General features: G+C 64.7%; 23 protein-coding genes and 1 pseudogene. 8 read left to right on the plus strand and 16 right to left on the minus strand.

Annotation, left to right across the window (positions count from 1 at the left end; genetic code table 11):
* Positions 1–30: 30 nt before the first annotated feature.
* A complete protein-coding gene (locus G7076_RS00695; protein ID WP_166199541.1) occupies positions 31–1551 on the plus strand; it encodes a M20/M25/M40 family metallo-hydrolase in 1521 nt (506 codons plus the stop codon).
* Here G7076_RS00695 and G7076_RS00700 read toward each other — a convergent pair.
* The 3 genes and pseudogenes from G7076_RS00700 to G7076_RS00710 form a co-directional block, all read right to left on the minus strand.
* Positions 1548–1838 carry a hypothetical protein gene (locus G7076_RS00700; RefSeq protein WP_166199543.1) on the minus strand — a complete coding sequence of 97 codons (291 nt, stop codon included), beginning with the start codon at positions 1836–1838 and terminating at the stop codon, positions 1548–1550. The two genes, G7076_RS00695 and G7076_RS00700, sit on opposite strands and share 4 nt — an antisense overlap.
* Before the next feature lie 45 nt (positions 1839–1883).
* Positions 1884–4294 (minus strand): annotated as a pseudogene (locus G7076_RS00705) (ligase-associated DNA damage response DEXH box helicase).
* The gene (locus tag G7076_RS00710; protein ID WP_166199545.1) at positions 4291–4548 is read right to left on the minus strand and encodes a hypothetical protein; all 258 of its coding nucleotides are present in this window, start codon (positions 4546–4548) and stop codon (positions 4291–4293) included. The pseudogene G7076_RS00705 and the gene G7076_RS00710 overlap by 4 nt, the downstream one beginning before the upstream one ends.
* Between G7076_RS00710 and G7076_RS00715 the strand changes: the two genes are divergently transcribed.
* Positions 4548–5546, plus strand: coding sequence for a ligase-associated DNA damage response exonuclease (locus G7076_RS00715; RefSeq protein ID WP_166199547.1), 999 nt, complete (start codon positions 4548–4550; stop codon positions 5544–5546). The two genes, G7076_RS00710 and G7076_RS00715, sit on opposite strands and share 1 nt — an antisense overlap.
* Before the next feature lie 9 nt (positions 5547–5555).
* On the opposite strand, the gene G7076_RS12620 is transcribed toward G7076_RS00715, so the two are convergent.
* Together G7076_RS12620 and G7076_RS00720 are read right to left on the minus strand one after the other, a co-directional pair.
* Entirely contained in the window at positions 5556–5681 is a 126-nt protein-coding gene (locus G7076_RS12620; RefSeq protein WP_277343923.1) for a hypothetical protein, read from the minus strand.
* A 128-nt stretch (positions 5682–5809) separates the two neighbouring features.
* On the minus strand, positions 5810–6607 hold the full coding sequence (locus G7076_RS00720) for a division plane positioning ATPase MipZ (RefSeq protein ID WP_166199549.1): 798 nt from the start codon (positions 6605–6607) through the stop codon (positions 5810–5812).
* A gap of 81 nt (positions 6608–6688) precedes the next feature.
* On the opposite strand from G7076_RS00720, the gene panC reads away from it, so the two are divergent.
* Positions 6689–7528, plus strand: a complete 840-nt coding sequence (panC, locus tag G7076_RS00725; protein ID WP_166199551.1) for a pantoate--beta-alanine ligase — start codon at positions 6689–6691, stop codon at positions 7526–7528.
* Positions 7529–7610: 82 nt separating this feature from the next.
* Positions 7611–7913 (plus strand): SEL1-like repeat protein, encoded by a 303-nt coding sequence (locus tag G7076_RS00730; RefSeq protein WP_166199553.1) that lies wholly within the window; start codon positions 7611–7613, stop codon positions 7911–7913.
* A gap of 52 nt (positions 7914–7965) precedes the next feature.
* Here the strand turns inward: G7076_RS00730 and pal are convergent, their stop codons facing one another.
* From pal to G7076_RS00745, 3 genes are read right to left on the minus strand one after another with little or no spacing between them, the layout of a single operon-like run.
* Positions 7966–8484, minus strand: a complete 519-nt coding sequence (gene pal / locus G7076_RS00735; RefSeq protein ID WP_166199556.1) for a peptidoglycan-associated lipoprotein Pal — start codon at positions 8482–8484, stop codon at positions 7966–7968.
* A gap of 25 nt (positions 8485–8509) precedes the next feature.
* Complete coding sequence (gene tolB / locus G7076_RS00740) at positions 8510–9820, minus strand: Tol-Pal system beta propeller repeat protein TolB (RefSeq protein ID WP_166199558.1); 1311 nt, start codon at positions 9818–9820, stop codon at positions 8510–8512.
* A complete protein-coding gene (locus G7076_RS00745) occupies positions 9817–10050 on the minus strand; it encodes a hypothetical protein (protein WP_166199560.1) in 234 nt (77 codons plus the stop codon). The genes tolB and G7076_RS00745 overlap by 4 nt, the downstream gene beginning before the upstream one ends.
* Positions 10051–10077: 27 nt before the next feature.
* Here G7076_RS00745 and G7076_RS00750 point away from each other — a divergent pair, with 27 nt between their 5' ends.
* Positions 10078–10446, plus strand: coding sequence for a hypothetical protein (locus tag G7076_RS00750; RefSeq protein WP_166199562.1), 369 nt, complete (start codon positions 10078–10080; stop codon positions 10444–10446).
* A gap of 163 nt (positions 10447–10609) precedes the next feature.
* On the opposite strand, the gene tolR is transcribed toward G7076_RS00750, so the two are convergent.
* Genes tolR through ruvB form a run of 5 tightly spaced genes read right to left on the minus strand, consistent with a single transcriptional unit; the run spans position 10610 to position 14420 of the window.
* Positions 10610–10999 (minus strand): protein TolR, encoded by a 390-nt coding sequence (gene tolR, locus G7076_RS00755; RefSeq protein WP_206367546.1) that lies wholly within the window; start codon positions 10997–10999, stop codon positions 10610–10612.
* Between the two features lie 53 nt (positions 11000–11052).
* Complete coding sequence (gene tolQ, locus G7076_RS00760; protein WP_166199566.1) at positions 11053–11742, minus strand: protein TolQ; 690 nt, start codon at positions 11740–11742, stop codon at positions 11053–11055.
* Positions 11742–12194, minus strand: a complete 453-nt coding sequence (locus G7076_RS00765) for a YbgC/FadM family acyl-CoA thioesterase (protein ID WP_166199568.1) — start codon at positions 12192–12194, stop codon at positions 11742–11744. Before G7076_RS00765 ends, tolQ begins: the two co-directional genes overlap by 1 nt.
* Before the next feature lie 43 nt (positions 12195–12237).
* The gene (locus G7076_RS00770) at positions 12238–13383 is read right to left on the minus strand and encodes a DUF3089 domain-containing protein (protein WP_166199570.1); all 1146 of its coding nucleotides are present in this window, start codon (positions 13381–13383) and stop codon (positions 12238–12240) included.
* Positions 13380–14420: a Holliday junction branch migration DNA helicase RuvB gene (gene ruvB, locus G7076_RS00775; protein ID WP_166199573.1), complete on the minus strand. Its 1041-nt coding sequence runs from the start codon at positions 14418–14420 to the stop codon at positions 13380–13382. The genes G7076_RS00770 and ruvB overlap by 4 nt, the downstream gene beginning before the upstream one ends.
* 73 nt (positions 14421–14493) lie before the next feature.
* On the opposite strand from ruvB, the gene G7076_RS00780 reads away from it, so the two are divergent.
* The 3 genes from G7076_RS00780 to G7076_RS00790 all read left to right on the plus strand — a co-directional run bounded on the left by G7076_RS00780 (position 14494) and on the right by G7076_RS00790 (position 16343).
* Complete coding sequence (locus G7076_RS00780) at positions 14494–15621, plus strand: membrane dipeptidase (protein WP_166199575.1); 1128 nt, start codon at positions 14494–14496, stop codon at positions 15619–15621.
* Positions 15622–15687: 66 nt separating this feature from the next.
* Positions 15688–15984, plus strand: coding sequence for a hypothetical protein (locus G7076_RS00785; RefSeq protein ID WP_166199577.1), 297 nt, complete (start codon positions 15688–15690; stop codon positions 15982–15984).
* A complete protein-coding gene (locus G7076_RS00790; protein WP_166199579.1) occupies positions 15981–16343 on the plus strand; it encodes a hypothetical protein in 363 nt (120 codons plus the stop codon). Before G7076_RS00785 ends, G7076_RS00790 begins: the two co-directional genes overlap by 4 nt.
* Here G7076_RS00790 and G7076_RS00795 read toward each other — a convergent pair whose 3' ends face one another.
* Genes G7076_RS00795 through ruvA form a run of 3 tightly spaced genes read right to left on the minus strand, consistent with a single transcriptional unit; the run spans position 16344 to position 18042 of the window.
* Positions 16344–16727 (minus strand): GFA family protein, encoded by a 384-nt coding sequence (locus G7076_RS00795; protein ID WP_166199581.1) that lies wholly within the window; start codon positions 16725–16727, stop codon positions 16344–16346. It abuts the gene before it with no gap.
* Entirely contained in the window at positions 16724–17449 is a 726-nt protein-coding gene (locus tag G7076_RS00800) for a ParA family protein (protein ID WP_166199583.1), read from the minus strand. Before G7076_RS00800 ends, G7076_RS00795 begins: the two co-directional genes overlap by 4 nt.
* Positions 17446–18042 carry a Holliday junction branch migration protein RuvA gene (ruvA, locus tag G7076_RS00805; protein WP_166199585.1) on the minus strand — a complete coding sequence of 199 codons (597 nt, stop codon included), beginning with the start codon at positions 18040–18042 and terminating at the stop codon, positions 17446–17448. Before ruvA ends, G7076_RS00800 begins: the two co-directional genes overlap by 4 nt.
* Positions 18043–18075 lie beyond the last annotated feature (33 nt).

Here is an 18075-nt window from a genome sequence, read left to right on the forward strand (position 1 = left end):
GGTTCCAGTGTCAGCGGAAATGATTCGGACATGGGGGATCAAAAGATGATGCGCAGAATGATGATCGGCGTGGCGGCGCTCGCGCTTTCGGCAACGGCTATCCAGGCTGCACCGGGCGATCCGGGCCGTGACAAGGTGGTCGCGGCGGTCCAGGCATCGAAGGCGGAGTCGGTCCAGCGGCTCAAGGACTGGATCGCGCTTCCGACAATCGCGAACATGGGCATCAACACTCCCAAGGGCGCGCAATATATGCGTCAGCTTGCTCTCGACGCGGGCTTCCAGAATGCGCGGGTCGTTGAAACCGGCGGCGTGCCGGGCGTTTTCGCGACTCTCGATGCCGGAGCGAAGGACACGCTGGCGCTCTACTTCATGTACGACGTCAAGCATTACGACGAGAAGGAATGGTCCTCGCCGCCGCTTGAATCGCGGATGGTCGAGCGGCCGGGCGAAGGCCAGGCGATCGTCGGACGCGGCGCGGTCAACCAAAAGGGCCCGGAAGCCGCCTTCCTCGCAGCGCTCCACGCCTTCAAGAAGGCGGGCGTCAAGCTTCCCGTCAACCTGGTCCTGGTCGCCGAGGGCGAGGAGGAGATAGGCTCGACCAATTTCCCGCGCATGTTGGCCGACCCGGAAGTCCGCGCCGCCCTGCAGAAGTCGGTCGGGATCATGATGCCGGCGACGGGCCAGGAAAAGGACGGCTCCGCTTCGGTTGACCTCGGTGCCAAGGGCGTCATCGAGGTCCAGCTCATTTCCAGCGGCGAAAAGTGGGGCAAGGGTCCGAAAAAGGATATTCACTCAAGCCTCATGGCGCGGGTCGACAACCCCGCCTGGCGGCTCGTGAAGGCGCTCGACACGCTCGTCGCCGACGACGGCTTCACCCCCGCGATCGACGGCTGGTTCGAGCATGTCGCTCCGCTGACGGAGCGCCAGAAGCAGCTGATCCGCGAGGATGTCGCCACGTCCAATGAGGCCGACGTCAAGAAAGCGCTCGGTGTCCAGCGCTGGATCAAGGATGAGGACTTCGTGACGAGCGCGCTTCGCCTCGCATCGCAGCCGACCGTCAACATCCAGGGATTGGTCAGCGGTTACACCGGGCCTGGCGGCAAGACGGTGCTTCCCGGCCGCGCCGAAGCCAAGCTCGACTTCCGGCTGGTCCCGGACATGACCAAGGAAGATGCGGTCGCCAAGCTGAAGGCGCACCTTGCCAAGCGCGGCTTTTCCGACATCGAAGTCGTGGTCAGCGGCGGTTATGGCCCGACCCAGACCCCGGAAGATGCCATCACGGTCAAGGCGGCCGAAGCGGCATTCAAGTCGGCCGGCATCCCCTACACGCTCTATCCGCGGCGGGCTGGAAGCTGGCCGGGTGTGATGTTCACCGGCGAGCCGCTGAAGATGGCGGCGGGCCACTTCGGCTCAGGCCGCGGCGGCGGTGCGCATGCGCCGGACGAATGGCTACTGATCGACAGCAGCAATCCCAAGGTACGCGGCTTCGACGGCCAGGCCGAGCTCTACGTAGACTATCTCTACGAGGTTGCGAAGGCAGCCCGGCGCTAGCCGGCCGGGGGAACGAATTCCGGGCGGGGAGGGCATGACTGCCCCTCCCGCTCGGCCCTGGCGCAACGCTTCTCCCATTCGCGAAGGCGCTTGCCATAGGCTTCCTCGGCCTTGCGCATCTCGCGGCCGCGCTTTTCGTCGGCTTCGGATTGGCTGGTGGTGGCGAGGTCGACGCCCTTGGCTACGGCCTTGACCGGAAGGACCGCGACATCGACCGCGGTTTCGGCAACGGTGCCGACGACGCAGGCGCTGGTCAGCAGCGGAATGAACAGGGCGAATACGCGCATCCGCGGTTCATGCCCGATACGCGCTGGCGCGTCGATGAACGACTTTCAGTCGACGCGCATCGCCTCCTCCGCCAGCGCCTCTGCCTCGATCAACAGGCTTTCGTCCGCTTCGCCCCCGGGGGCATCGCTTCACGGCCGACGATCACCATCAGCGGCACGGCCATTGGCGTAATCCGCTTGGCTTCGACGTGGACCATCGTTGCCGAGGCACGATCGACCAGCCGTACTAGGCGACCGAGTTCCGTCATTCGCGCCCGCGCGTCGTTCCAGGCGGCGCGGAGCAGGAGGTGCTCCGGCTCGTAGCGGCGGAGAACGTCGTAGATCAGGTCGGTCGAGAAGCTGACCTGCCGCCCGGTCTTGCGCTTGCCGGGATGGTGGCGCTCGACGAGGCCGCCGATGACCGCGACTTCGCGGAAGGCGGTCTTCAGGAGATAGGATTGCTCGACCCAGTCGACGAATTCCTGCTCCAGGATGTCGGGCGAGAAGAGTGCTTTGGGGTCGGTAATCGGCTCCAGCCCGTAGCAGGCGAGGCCGTAGTCGTTGGCCACGAAGCCAAGCGGCTTGAGGCCCGCATTCTCCATCCGTTTGGTGATCAGCATCCCCAGTGACTGGTGCGCGTTCCAGCCCTCGAAGCTGTAGGCGACCATGAAATGCTGGCCGTGATGGGGGAAGGTCTCGACCAGCAATTGGTGCGGTTCGGGAAGGACCGATCGCTCGCCCTGCACCTCGAGCCATTCGCGGACGTCGTCCGGGAAGCGCGACCAGTCGTTACGGTCGCACAGCATGTGGCGGACGCGGTTGGCGAGATGCGTCGACATCGACATCCGCTGGCCGCCGTAGGTGACGATTCGGGCGGACTTGGCGGAGGCATGGACGATGATGTCGCCGTCCTTGATCCGCTCGACTTCAAGGCTGAGGCCGGCAAAGAAGAAGTGATCGCCTGGTGCAAGGGTTGAGGCGAAACCTTCTTCGACCGTGCCGAGCTTGCGGCCGTTCTTGAAGCGGACGGAGAGCAAGGGCTGCTCGACGATGATCCCTGCGTTCAGCCGGTGCTGGACTGCAACCGCAGGCTTGGCGATCCTCCATATGCCCCCGTCTTCCGGCACCAGTCGGCGGAACTTGTCGTAGGCGCGAAGCGCGTATCCGCCGGTGGCGATAAAGTTGAGGATTTCGGTGAAGGTCTCGTCCTTCAGGCCGGAATAAGGCGCGGCGGAGCGAATCTGGGCGAGCAGCTCCTGCTCCTGAAAAGGCGCTGCACAGGCGACCGCAAGCACATGCTGGGCGAGGACATCCAGCGTTCCGGGACGGAAGTTTTCCGGATCGAGCTCGCGGTCGGCGACCGCATCGAGGGCGGCGCGTGCCTCAAGATATTCGAAACGGTTGCCGGGGACGATCATGCCCTTCGAGGGTTCATCCAGGCGATGGTTGGCCCGGCCGATGCGCTGCAGCAGACGCGAGCTGCCCTTCGGCGCGCCCATCTGCACGACCAGATCGATGTCGCCCCAGTCGATGCCGAGGTCGAGGCTCGCCGTGGCAACCAGCGCTCTGAGCTTGCCGGCGGCCATTGCGGACTCGACCTTGCGCCGTGCTTCCAGCGCGAGGCTGCCGTGGTGAATGCCGATTGGAAGTGAATTGTCGTTCACCGCCCACAGGTCCTGGAAGATCAATTCGGCCAGGCTTCGCGTATTGCAGAAGACCAGGGTGGTCCGATGCTCTTCGATTAGGTTCATGACTTCGCGCGCGGCATGGCGTCCGCTGTGCCCTGACCAGGGGATGCGGTTTTCTGGGATCAGAATCGAAAGGTCGGCCTCGGCGCCCGGTTCGCCCTCGACCAGCCGGACGGCATCGATGTCGCCGTCCGGTGCAAGCCAGGCCCGATAGGCGTCCGCATCGGCCACGGTGGCGCTCAATGCCACTCGCCGCAGCGCCGGTTGGAGGGACTGCAGCCGGGCCATAGACAGTGCAAGAAGGTCGCCGCGCTTTTCCTTGGCGAAGGCGTGGACCTCGTCAACCACCACCGTTTTCAGATTCTCGAACAGCATGGCGCTGTCGGGATAGGACAGCAGCAGGCTCAGGCTTTCCGGCGTCGTCAGCAGGATTTGCGGCGGGCGGACGCGCTGGCGAGCCTTGCGATCGGACGGCGTGTCGCCACTTCGGGTCTCGACCCGGATGTCGAGCCCCATCTCCTCAATCGGAGCGAGCAGGTTGCGCTGGACATCGACTGCCAGCGCCTTGAGCGGCGACACGTAGAGGGTGTGCAGGCGGTCAGTTTGGTTATCGATCAGGTCTGCGATTGTCGGAAGGAAACCCGCCAGGGTCTTGCCTGCGCCGGTCGCCGCAACGAGCAGCGCATGCGCGCCCGCATTCGCGGCATCGAGCATGTCGAGTTGATGCCGGCGCGGGCGCCAGCCTCGGCTGGCGAACCATTCCTCAATCGGGGTGGGAAGTTCGCTCAGACCCCGTCAGTGCCTTGTTCGCGGCGCCGCTCTTCCTCACGATAGACTTCGTGGGTTGCACGCTCGGTTTGCGCCGGGCTGCTTGCCCGGCCCATGCTACGCACACGCATCACGCCCCATATGATCACGATGAGCAGGATGACGACAGCGACGATTTCCATCATCGTGAGATTGAAGCCGCCAATGTCCATTTCCTTCTCCTTCTCTTCGCCCGGCGGGAACTGGCCGTGGCCTCTCGCCGTATAATGCAGCAATGGCCCGTCTGGGTTCCTGGATCGAGCCTTTTCCGGAAGGCATCTACGTCAAGCCTGCCGATGCTTGGGTCGATCCCTCGCAGCCCAAGGCGAAGGCGCTGGTGACTCATGGCCATGCCGATCATGCCCGCGGCGGGCATGGTGCGGTGTGGGCGACTCCGGAAACTCTGGCAATCATGGGCGTCCGCTACGGTGAGCAGCAGGAACGACCGGTCGTCTACGGCGAAACCATAAGAGTGGGTGAGGTCGAGGTTAGCTTTGTGCCCGCGGGTCACGTGCTCGGCTCAGCGCAGATCGTGCTGGAGTATAAAGGCGAACGCGTGGTCGTTACCGGGGACTACAAGCGCCGGCCCGACCCGACCTGCGAGCCGTTTGTCGTCACGCCCTGCGATGTTCTCATTACGGAGGCGACGTTCGGGCTTCCGGTGTTCGTCCATCCCGACACGGGAAGCGAGATCGACCGGTTGCTCCATCGCCTTCATGCCGAGCCCGAGCGCTGCGTGCTGGTTGGCGCATATGCACTTGGAAAGGCGCAGCGGGTCATCACCGAGCTTCGCGGTCGCGGCCACGAGGCGCCAATCTATTATCACGGCGCATTGGAACGGCTGTGCCGGCTTTACGAAGAGCTTGGCGTTCCCCTCGGCGAACTAAGGCCCGCCACCGGCGCTACGAAGGACGAGTTGAAGGGCCGGATCGTAATTGCCCCGCCAGGCGCGCTCAACGACCGCTGGTCGAGGCGCCTGCCCGATCCCGTTACGGCCATGGCCTCCGGCTGGATGCGCATCCGCCAGCGCGCGCGGCAACGCAATGTCGAGCTTCCGCTTGTCATTTCCGATCATTGCGATTGGGAGGAATTGACCCGGACGATCCGCGAGGTCGCGCCGAGGGAGGTGTGGATCACGCACGGCCGGGAGGATGCGCTGATGCACTGGTGCGCGCTTCACCAGATCAAGGCGCGCGAGCTCAACCTCGTCGGCTACGAGGATGAAGACGACTGAACGTGGCGACTAGTAGAGATAGGCGTCATCCCACGGATCGAAATCGATATCGAAGCTCAGCATCCGGTGGAGCCCTGCAAACGCCGCCCCGACAAGCAATGCGCCGCCGATCCACCACAAGCCTTTGTTCGCCACTGACCGGTTCATTCCCGCCTCCCGCTTCATGGCCACCACCATAGTAAACGGAAATGACGTTCCGATGAAGAGTTCGTTGCGAATCGGTAACAGTTTGTGCGGCTTGCGTGCTTTTTTGGCGACAATTCTCAGGCCGTTGCAGCAATCGGCTCCACCATTTCGTCACGGTCGGGGATGCCAAGCCCGGCGATCATTTCCCTGAGTTCCTGGCGTGCGGCAACATGGGCGATGCTGGCGTCGCCGATCTCCGCCAGGTCGAGCAGGGTAAGGCCTTTCGGGAACAGCTCGCGGTAGATCACGCGTTCGCCAAGGCCGGGAATGACCCGGAAGCCGACACGGCGAGCCAGCTCGTCAAGTGCGGCGCCGACACGGCGAAGGTTGTGGGAATCGATGTGCTGGAGGCGATTGCGAAGCACGACCCAGTCGACGCTTTTGCCGACCTGCTTCGCACGCTGGGTACGGCTGTTCCAGATCAGCTCGGCATAAAAGCTCGGGCGCGTGATCTTGTAGGTCTCCGAGTCCACCTGGCCGATGAGGTCGAGGTCGACGAAGCTATCGTTCATTGGCGTGACGAGCGTATCGGCCTTCAAGATCGCAGCGCGGGCGACAGCATCGTCGCGGCCGGGCGTGTCGATGACAATGACGTCGGCATCGGCACCAAGACGCGTGATCGCCGCATCGAGGCCCGCTTCGGTCAGATCTTCAAGCACTTCGAACACGGGTTGCGGCAGCGGCTTTGCCAATCGATCGACGGTTTTCGTGCGGTTTTCGAGGTAGCGGGTCATCGTCCGCTGGCGATGGTCAAGGTCGATCGCGGCGACCTTCAAGCCCTTGGCGGCGAGCGCGACGGCGGTGTGAACGGCAGTCGTCGATTTGCCGGTTCCGCCCTTTTCATTGGCGAAGACGATGAAATGCGGCTGGCCCATGGCCTTTTCGCCCCTTAAAAACCCTGGCGCGCCAATGACGGCCCACCCCCAATTGATTGCTCTATCGAAGGCCTGAATCGCATGCAAATTGTTCGTGAATCCATGGCTTTGCATGAGGCGCTCAAGCGGCTGCGGGCGGATGGCGAGCGGCTTGCGCTGGTGCCGACCATGGGCGCGTTGCACGACGGGCACCTGGCGCTGGTCGCAGAGGCGCGGCGGCGTGCGGACAAGGTCCTCGCGACAATCTTCGTAAATCCGACGCAGTTCAACGATCCCGCCGACCTCAGACGTTATCCGCGTACGGAAGCCGAGGATATCGCGAGGCTGGAACGGGCCGAGTGCGACCTTGTCTGGCTTCCCTCGGTCGGCAACATTTATCCGGATGGATTTGCGACGACCGTCAGCGTCAGGGGAATTACCGAGCGCTGGGAGGGCGAGCATCGGCCGGGTCATTTCGACGGTGTTGCGACGGTCGTCGCCAAGCTGCTCTTAGCGGCCATGCCGGACATCGCGATTTTCGGCGAAAAGGACTGGCAGCAGCTGGCCGTGATCCGGCGAATGTCCTTGGATCTCGGACTGCCGGTCGAGATCGTCGGGCACGAGACGGTGCGCGAGGCGGACGGTCTGGCGATGTCGTCGCGCAATGCGTTGCTTTCGTCCGCGGAGCGGGCTCAGGCGCCACGGCTACATTCCGCCTTGACCCTGGCATCAAGCCGGATTGGCGGCGGAGAGAATGTCGACGCTGCGCTCGATGCGGCGCGAAACGCCATTGCCGCTGCCGGGTTCGGACGGATCGACTATTTCGCTTATGTCGATGGCGAAACTCTGGAACCGCTCAGCGAAAGAAGTGCCGGAGGGCGACTCGTCGCCGCGGCATTCCTGGGCAAAATCCGGCTGATCGACAATGTTCGTGTCGATTAGGCAACACATGGTTTTCGGCCGTTAACCATTTGGGAACCATGTCCCGCGAATTCTGACGTCATCGAAGGGCAGGGGACCTGACATGGCAATTAGTCAGAAGAGTGCGGAATTCCTTCTTAACAGCCGTCTCGCCGATGCGGCGCGCGGCAGGGTCGATGCGCTTTACGATTTGGGCGTGACCTACTCGACCGGCCGCGGGGGCATCGCGGTCGACCTCATCGAAGCACACAAGTGGTTCAACCTCGCCGCGCTGTCGGGTGACACGCGGTCTCAAGCGTGCCGCGCCGAAATCGCGATTGAGATGACGGCCCGCGAAATCGCCGAGGCGCAGCGTCAGGCCCGCGCCTGGCTAAGCGGGACAGTGCTCGGACGTCACGCTGCCTAAGAACTCTACGGCCGTGATCCGGCACGCTTCACGCGGGCTGGGTTGCGGCTGATTATCGCACAACCACCGTCACGACGCGCCGGTTCTGCGCCCATGCGGGTTCGTCCGAACCGGGCGCCACCGGCCGTTCCTTGCCCCAGCTTGTAACAAGCAAGCGGTCCGCCGGAACGCCCTGAGACACCAGGAAGTCGCGCGCGGCATTCGCCCGCCGCTCGCCCAGCGCCATATTATATTCGCGCGTCCCCCGCTCGTCAGCATGGCCTTCGATGGAGGCGCGGACATTCGGATTGGCCTGCATCCAGCGCGCCTGCGCCGTGAGCGTCGCCTGCGCCGACGAATCCAGATTGTACTCGTCCGTCCCGAAATAGACGGTGTCGGAACCGGCCTTGGCGACGAGATCCGCCTGCATCGCCGGAAGCTCGGTAAGCTCGACGTCGGCGGGGTCGACCCCGGGTGGAACCGGTCCCTGCTCGCCTGCAGGCGGCAAGGCCTCGGGCGGCGGCGTCTTCTTGGCGCAAGCCGTCGTCATCAATGCGAGAGCGGCGGTGGCCAGGATGAGGTGTTTACGCATTCAAATTCTCCTTGCGGAATTGGTATCAGTTCTTGAGCGGCGACCAGCTTGGGTCGCTTCCGCCCTGCGGGGTGGGGATTCGACGTGCCGGGCCGCCGGAAATGTGGACGGCGTGAAGCGTGGCGTTGCCGCTTCCACGCTGCGTCCGGTGGAACAGTACGAACTGGCCGTTGGGCGCCCAACTCGGCCCCTCGTCCTGCCAGCCGTCGGTGAGAATTCGGGTCGCCCCGCCGCCGGCGTTCATCACGCCGATGTTGAAGCTTCCGGCGATCCGGGTGAAGGCGATGAGGTCGCCGCGCGGGCTCCACACCGGCGAGGCATAGCGGCCATTGCCAAAGCTGATCCGGCGCTGGCCGCCGCCGCCTGAATCCATGACGTAAAGCTGCTGGGTGCCAGAACGTTCGCTCTCGAACACGATCCGGCTTCCGTCTGGCGAATAGCTCGGCGAGGTATCGGCGCCCGGTGCGCTGGTCAGCCGGCGCGGCGTGCCGCCATTGGCATCGACGACGTAGATGTCGGTGTTACCGTTCCTAGCCCAGGAAAAAACGATGTTGCGGCCGTCTGGCGAGAAGCGCGGCGCGAAAGTAACCGCCCCGCCCGGAACCAGAAGCCGCTCGCGGCCTGATGCGACGTCTAGGACGAAGACGCGCGGCTTGCGCGCCAGTGTCCCCGTGTAGACCAGGCGATCGCCGCGCGGGCTGAAGCGCGGCATCGTGACCGTCGTCCGGCCAGGTGTCAGGTAACGCAGGTTGGATCCGTCGCTGTCCATCAGCGCAATGCGCTTGACCCGGTTGGTCTTCGGGCCGGTCTCCGCGACGTAGACGATGCGCGTGTCGAGGAACGGCTGCTCACCGGTGAGGCGCGAATAGACGAGGTCGGCGCACTTGTGGGCTGCGCGGCGCCAGTCGTCGGCAGCGACGACGAAGCCCTGGCTGGCGAGTTGCCGTCCGGCGGTCACGTCGTGAAGGATACAGGCGACGGTCATTCGGCCGTCGGGCCGAGGCTCGACATAGCCGGAAACGAGCGCACCGGCGCCACTGTTTCGCCATTCGGGGTAGGTGGGCGAGCCCGCCTGCTCGAAAGAATAGGTCGGAATCCCGCCCGGCCCGAGGGGCAGGAAGGATCCGGTGGAGCGAAGGTCGGAGGCGATGACCTCCGAAATCTGTCGTCCGAGGTTCCCGGCTGCTCCGCCCGTCGTCGGCATGGCAGGGACAGCGATGGTTTGGGCGGAGCGGACGCTGCCGCCGACGACCTCGGGCGGCTCTTCCTGTTCCTGGGAGTAGGCGATGGTCGCCAGGCCGGCTGCCAAACTGAAAAACGCGAGTTTCCTGATCATTTTCTCACCCTGTACCTGAGTGTCGTTTCCTTCCAGCCGCCGTCGTCCGTGTCATAGAGTTCGGCCGGCAGGCGGAATGGCGCGCAATCGACGAAGATCCGGCGCACCTGATCTTCGAGCAGGTCGCCATATTTGCTGCGATATTCGGACGGGCCGGTCATTCCCGTGATGCTCGGCGGGCGAGCGAGCCGGCCGGAGCGCGCGAAGCTGAGCTTGACCTGCATCGACACTTCGTCGGCTCCCTCGCCGAGGTAAGGTTGGCGATCGGCGCAGCGCTGCGCTTGGCTGGCGATCGAAGAAGCGACGCTGGCGCGGGCCTTGGCGCTGAACGTCGGCGCCGCCGGCTTCGACTGGCCGGCGCGCGGAGCGAGGTCGTCATCCAGCTTCGCGAGGAAATCATCGCCCAGGCCCTGTCGCGGCGCGGGCCGCTGGGCAGGCTTTGGGGCGGCTTCTTCGCGGGCCGCTCGACCTGGCGCTGGACCGACTTGGGCGGAGTAGGCTGCGGACGTGGGGTGGGCTGCGGGATCGCGCGCGGAGTCGGCGGCGGGGGCGGAGCGGCGACCGGTTCGGGAATCGTCTGTTCAAGCGGCGCCGGAGGTGGAGAGGACGGCGTCGGGACGGATTGAGGTGCAGCCGATTCAAGCGCAACCTCGTCGACGAATTCGACGTCCATCGCCGGTGACTCGAGTTCCTTCTCCACGCTTGCCAGGCTCATCGAAAGCGCGGCGATGAGCGCGATATGAAGCCCGAGCGCGGCAACGGCGCCGGTCCGTTCCGCGCGGTCGGCAATCACGGCGTTTCCTCACCCACCGAGACCAGGGCGACGCGGTTGAGGCCGGCGCGGTTGAGCTCGCCCATCACGCGCATGACCTTGCCGTAATCGAGTCCCTTGTCGGCGCGCAGGTAAATTCGGCGCCCTTCCGGCGGCTCGGGCTGCGCGGCGATATCGGCGAGCCGTTGCGGCAGCTCCGCATCGCTGACCGGCGCATCGTCGATGAACAGTGCGCCCTGTTGGTCAATAGCGATCTGGACCGGCTTGGTATCCTGGTCGAGCGCCTTGGCCCGGCTTTCCGGCAGGTCGACGGGTACGCCCGCAACCAGCAGCGGAGCGGTGATCATGAAGATGATCAGAAGAACGAGCATGACGTCCACCAGCGGCGTGACGTTGATCTCCGCCATGGGAGCGCGCCGCGAGCGACCGCGGCCGCGGGATGGGAAGGACGCGCCCACGATTAGGCTTCGACCTCCAGTTCGCGGCTCAACGTCGCATGGAAGCGGTCGGCGAAGCGGCCAAGGCGCGCCTCGAGCTTGTCGAGGCCGTGGCTCAGGCGATTGTAGGCAATGACTGCCGGGATTGCTGCGAACAGGCCGATCGCGGTGGCGAACAACGCTTCGGCAATGCCCGGGGCGACGACGGCCAGGCTTGTATTGTTGGAATCGGCAATCGCCGTGAAGCTGCGCATGATTCCCCACACCGTCCCGAACAGGCCGACGAACGGCGCGACCGAGCCGACCGTGGCAAGGATGTTGAGCCGGTCGCCGAGCCGGTCGAGCTCGGCCGCGACCGCGGCGTTCATCCGGGTCGCAAGCCGTTCGCGCGTGCCGGACCGGTCGACCGAACGGCTTCGTGTGGACCGGCGCCATTCGTCCAGACCGGCGTCGAGCACGGCGGCGGTCGGGAGCGGCTCCTTGCCGCGCTTCGTGTGGAAGGCGTCGATATCGTCGGATGCCCAGAATTCCGCCTCGTACCGTTCGGTCGCCTTGTTGATGCGCTTCAGCCGCAGGGCATGGGTGAAGATAATTGCCCAGGTCCAGACGCTGGCAAGGAGCAGGCCGATCATCACCACCTTCACAACCACGTCGGCGTGAAGGAAGAGGGACATCGGTGACATCATGTCGGTGCTTGCGGTCAGTTCGGGCATCAATCCTCGCTCAGTTGCTGAAATCGTTCGACCCAGTCGCGCGGCTGGCGGCGTGGGCGGTCGTCGGGGCCGAGAAAGGCTGCGGTGATCCGTCCAGCGGCCAAATCATCGGCTCCCCGCATGACTCGCTGATGAATGAGCACGGACGCCGCCCTAACCCTCTGAACCGTCGAGACAATCAAAAGATCGTCGCCAAGCTTGGCGGGCTTAAGATAGCGGACATGCGCTTCGGCCACGGCATAAACGCCGGTGCCATCCTCCTGCGCCGCGCGCTGGTCGATCCCCGCAGCGCGCAGCATGTCAGAGCGCGCCCGCTCCATGAATTTCAGATAGTTGGCGTAATAGACGATGCCCGCGGTATCCGTGTCCTCGAAATAGACGGTCAGCGCAAAATGGTGCGCGGAACCGACAAAGCCGCCGCGGTAAGGCTGGTCATATTGTGATGAGGTCATTGGCCTTCCCCTTAACCATCGGGAAAGCGTGGCGGCAACCCCGCTAGCGCGCCCGGCCCTGTCCCTGGCTCACCTGACCGTTCAAGTCGGATACCCGGCGGACGAGGTCGCCCTGCGCAACGCTGACGTCGGCCAAATGCATGCCCCATCCGGGAATGAACATCCCGGCCAGCCCGACCTCGCCGCCGATGCGGTCAGTCCGCTTGTCGCTGGGGTCAGCGTTGGTGCGGATCGAAAGATAGCCGCGAGGGCCCTCGTTGACGCAGCGGGCGGATGCCAGCCCTTCGGTGCGGACATAGGGCGTTGGCGGATTGCCCTCGGTTGACCAACGGATCGGACCGCCCGGAACAGGCAGCGCGGAGCGGGCATTCCAGTAGCTGTCGAGCGACACCCAGCCAGTGGCGCCCGGCAGCGCGGGATTGGTGCAGGCCACCGTCATTCCCGGTTTGTCGGAAACCCCGAAGATCGCGCCGGCGGGCGGCACGTTCTTTTCGCGGAAGCTGACCCAGGTCATGACGCAGCCGGTTTCGCCGGGCGAGGAACAGATCGGTGTCGATTTCAGGGTTCCGCCGACGCGCTTTCCCTGGGGCACAAGCAAATTGTACCCGGGCAGGATCGCCAGCTTCATCAGCTTCGCGGCCGGCTTGCCCTCGATCTCGTTGGCGATCAACTGCTGGAGCATCAGCGAGCCTTGGCTGTGACCGATAAGGACGTAGGGCCGGCCCTTGTTGTAGCGCGCCAGGTAGTTGCGAAAGGCATCGCGGACATCGCGATAGGCCGTCATCGCCGGAACCGTCATGTCGCCGCCCGCGGCCGCATAAGCCACCGCGCCGAGAGTCATCGAGCGATAGACGGGCGCGAACATCCGGCAGCTTCCAGCAAATCGCGCGAACTGACTGGCGATCGAGGCTTTTTCTTCGCCGTCTCCGGGCACAAGATCGCTGTTGAGGCCGCTGTCGCGCGAAACGGTCGGATAAACGACGAAGCAATCGACTTCGCTGTTCGCCGCAACCGGCGACAGGCCAGTCGAACCGTAGCCGTTGGGATTGAGCGCCGTCGTCGGTAGCGGCGTGGTGCAAAGGTCCTTGCGTCCGGGAAGGCACAGCCAGTTGGCCGGCTTTCCGTAATCGACTGGCGCCGGCGCGGCAGCGGCCTGGGCGGCGAGGAGGGCGGCGAAGGCAAAACTCATTTCGGCGACTCCGGGTCGAAAAGTCCTGTCTGGCTGCCGGCGGGCGGGTTGAGGCCCAAGTGGGTCCAGCCGCGCCCGTTGAGGCAACGACCTCTTGCCGTGCGGGCAATGAGGCCAAGCTGAATGAGATAGGGCTCGACGACATCCTCCAGCGTGTCGCGCGGTTCGGAAAGACCGGCTGCCAGAGTCTCGATACCAACCGGACCACCGCCGTAGAGGTCGGCGATCATCGTCAGGTAGCGGCGGTCCATCGCGTCGAGGCCGAGTGCGTCGATCTCAAGCCGATCAAGCGCGCGGTCGGCAACGGTGGCGTCGATCTCCTGGGCTCCCGCAGCATGGGCGAAATCGCGGACCCTCCGCAGCAGTCGCCCCGCTATGCGAGGAGTGCCCCGCGAACGGCGCGCAATCTCATGCTCGCCTTCCGCCGTGGTCGGTGCGCCGAGCAGCCGTGCGGCCCGGCGAACGACCTGCTCAAGCTCGTCGACCGAGTAGAAATTGAGCCGGACGGGGATTCCGAAGCGGTCGCGAAGTGGCGTGGTGAGCAGACCTTGGCGCGTTGTCGCGCCGACCAATGTGAACTTCGGCAGGTCGATGCGGACCGATCGGGCAGACGGGCCCTCGCCGATCATCAGGTCTAGCGCACGGTCCTCCATCGCCGGATAGAGCACTTCCTCGACCGCCGGATTGAGGCGGTGGATCTCGTCGATGAACAGCACGTCGCCGTCTTCGAGATTGGTGAGCAGCGCGGCAAGATCGCCCGACTTGGCGATGACCGGACCGCTGGTTGCGCGGAAGCCGACGCCCATTTCACGAGCGAGAATTCCGGCGAGCGTCGTCTTGCCGAGACCTGGCGGCCCGAAGAACAGGACATGGTCGAGCGCTTCTCCGCGCGCACGGGCGGCATTGACGAAGATCCGCAAATTCTCGCGCGCGGCCTTCTGGCCGACGAATTCGTCGAGCGACTTGGGCCGGAGCGCCTGGTCCTGATCCTCGGCCGTCCGTTCCGGCGTGGTGATGCGTGCTGGGTCGGTGGCCATTGCCGCTGCTTGTGACAAGTTGCGTCCGGACACGCAACGAGTCAGGTTAGCGGCGGACGAGGGGACAGACGATATGCGGATCACACGACGCGCGATGATTGGATCGGCGGCCGCGATGTTCACCGCCGCGCCTCTGTTTGGGCGGACGCCCAAGACGCCGGCTGCGGGATGGTTCGACCGGGCGATTGTTATCGACGGGCTAGGCGGGCTTAATGATCCTTATACCCAGGGCGAGATTGCGCGCCTCAGCGACCGCGCCTTCGCCGAGATGATGCGGACCGGCGTGACCGTCCTTCGGGATACGGTGATGCCAGTCGGCAATACCGCCGATCCGTGGGCCGACTATCGCAAATACATCGATCACAGCCTGCAATTTTTCTCGGCGAATCCCGACCGGCTGCTGCTTGTGCGAAGTGCCGCGGACATCCTCAAGGCCAAGCGCGAGAAGAAGTTCGGGATCGTCATCGGCACGCAGGACACGTCGATGGTCGGCGGCGACCTAGACCGGCTCGCGGGAATGAAGAAGGACGGGGTGATGTCCGTCCAGCTGACCTATAACAACGGCAACCTCGCCGGCGACGGAGCGCTGGAGCCACGCGATGGCGGCGTGACCAAGCTGGGCCGCGCAACGATCGAACGGATCGAAGCGGAGAAATTGCTGCTCGACCTCAGCCACGGTGGGGCGCGGACGATGGCCGAGGCGACGGCGCACGCGAAACGCCCGCTTGTTATCAGCCATACGGGCGCGCGGGCGCTGACCGACCATCCGCGCAACACAGCCGACACGACCATTAGGGCGGTGGCCGACAAGGGCGGCGTCACCGGCGTCTATTTCATGCCGTTCCTAGCCGCCGACATGAAGCCGTCGGGCGACGCGCTGATCGCGCATATCGAGCATGTCGCCAACGTCGCGGGCGAGGAGGGGGTCGGCATCGGCACCGACAATGGCGTGATGCCGATCGTGCTCGACGAGCAATCGCGGAAGCGGATGGACGACTGGACGGTCGAGCGGATCAAGCGCGGCATCGCCGCACCAGGCGAGGCGGTGGGCGTCTACACGCTGGTCGCGGCGTACAACAGCCTCGACCGCTACCGCCGGCTGGCTCGCAACCTCGAGAAACGCGGCTGGAGCCAGTCGCGGCTAGAGAAGCTCATGGGCGGCAACTTCCTCCGCGTCTACAAGGACGCTTGGGGCGGTTGAAAAGCACCCGCCTGAACCGCTTGCGCGACGCGCGACTGGCTCGGGATAGCGATCGAACTGGCGGTCGTGACAATCGGCGTTCTGCCCGCCTTCCAAGTCAATCAGTGGGGCGACAGCCGAAAGCAGGCTCGTGAGGAGCGGCAGTTTCTCGGCCGGCTCTATGACGAGTATCAGCGCGCCATCGACGAACTGCAAACGGTCAACGACGAGAGCGAACTGGGCGTTATGTCGAAGACTGGCGGAGCTTTCGGCGCTCGAAACGACCCCGCGAAACTCCAGGAATTTCAGAGCGCCCCGGATTCGGCTGTGAGCCCGGCTTCCTTTGCTCTGCGGCGTTCAGCTACACCGCATCGCAGGAGTTGATCAGTTTAGGCCGTCTCGACCTCATCGCCGACCCTAATCTCAGAGACCAGATTCGCGACCTTGCCGCTGCAAAAGCCCTGTTGAAGGACTGGGGAAACCTTGGCACCGAAACCGCTCGTGCGGAGGTGCCCTATCTGCGCCGGTATTTTCGGTATGAAATGATGCCGGATGGACGGTTGCGTTGCTATGTTCGCTGGACTGAACTGTTCCAGGACAAGGCAGCAGTGACCGCGCTCCTCCGCCAATACCGGATGCACGAGATGCATGGAGGTGACCGCGAAGACGTGATCGAGGTGACCCAAAAGGTCCGCGGCGCGATCGCCTGCAAGATCGGCAAGCCGGAGTGCCGCAGGCAATAATCAGTCGAAATGCTCGATGTCGCCAGCGATTTCGACCCATTCATGCTGGCGCTCTTCCCATACCGAGACCGTCGGGATGAAAGCATAGGGGTCGTCGAACGCACCGAGCGGAATGGCAATCGTGTCCGGTATCGCCGCCGCGAACGCCACTGTCGCGCCGCAGACCGGACAGTGGCGGAACACGCCGCCATTCTCGGACGTCCACTGGACAGCCTCGCCCACAATCGTGACTGAGTCCGCAGGAAAGCGAACCTGCGCAGCAAAGGCCGAGCCGCATCTCTTCTGGCAATCGAGGCAGTGGCAGACCGACACTCGGACCGGGACCCCGGTCGCGGTCGCCTTAAGCTGGCCGCAGCGGCAGGAGGCGGTGTGGGCGCCGGTCATCGACCCAGCGCCTTTTCAATCCGCTTCCAGACATCGACGATCGCCTGCACCGGCGGCGAAGCGCGCGACATTAACTCGCCGACCGGCATGCGCTCCTCACTCATCCGTTCGTACGCGCTCGCCATCGGTATTGCCGGCCAGCCTTGGTGCTTCTCGAGCTCCTCGCGGTGAAGATTGCGGCGGCGGTCGACCATCGAGAAGACTGGCGCGAGGATGACCCGCGGGCCTTTCTTGCGCCCGACATGCTCCTTGATGACATCGAGCGCGCGGCGCGAAAGAGCCGCGGGGATGATCGGGACGACGGCGATGTCGGCGGCGCGAAGGATCTGGTCGGACGTATCGGTCAGTCCTGGCGGGCAGTCGATGACGATCAGGTCGTAACTGCTCAGTAGCCTTTCGGCGATTTTCGCCAGGCGCTTGCGTTTCCCGAGGTCGTGGAAATGGCGGTCGAGGTCGCGAAGGGAATCGTCTGCGGGGAGTAGATCGAGTCCCTCGATTTGGGTCGGGCGGATCAACTTCGACGGGTCGGCGTCTTTCATGATGCTGGGCCGCGCCAGTTTCGCGGCCGGTTCCTGGCCGAGCACGTAGCTCGACGCCGCCTGTGCGTCCAAATCCCACAGAAGCGTCTTCAGGCCGGAGATGACGGTACTTGCCCAGGCGAGATTGACGGCCAGAGTCGTTTTTCCGACCCCGCCTTTCGCATTGTAGACGGCAACGATCATTTCGCGGCCTTTCTGAGCGCCAGCCGGACGAGGGAATCGAGACTTGCGTCCGGACCAAGGTCCTCGACTGCGGCGGCGACAGCCGAACTCGCCTCGGCCGGCTTGAAGCCGAGGTTGGCAAGGGCGCTAAGCGCGTCCTTCGCCGCACCGCCACGCGGGGGCGCCGCTCCAGCAACACCAGCAAGCGGGTGGCTCCCGATCTTGCCGGCAAGCTCGTTGACGATCCGCTGGGCGAGCTTTGGCCCGACGCCGTTGGCCCGGCCGACCATCGCCTTGTCGCCACGCGACACGGCCCCGGCGAGTTCCTCTGGAGTCAGCACGGACAGGATCGCCAGCGCAACCCGGCCGCCGACGCCCTGAACGCTGGTCAGAAGGCGGAATGTCTCGCGCTCGCCGGTCGAACCGAAGGCGAAAAGGGTCCATCCATCCTCACGCACCTGAAGCTCGGTCAGCAGCAGCACCTCGCTGCCGACCCCGCCAAGCGAATCCAGTGTCCGACCGCTGGCCTGGACGAGATAGCCGACGCCGGCGACGTCGACGACGGCATGGTCGGCGGCGACTTCGACGAGGGTTCCGGCAAGACGGGCGATCATGCCTTTTGGTCTAGGCCAATTCGGCGACCGTTC

The organism is Sphingomonas sp. HDW15A (genome assembly GCF_011301715.1).
Classification (GTDB): Bacteria; Pseudomonadota; Alphaproteobacteria; order Sphingomonadales; family Sphingomonadaceae; genus Sphingomicrobium.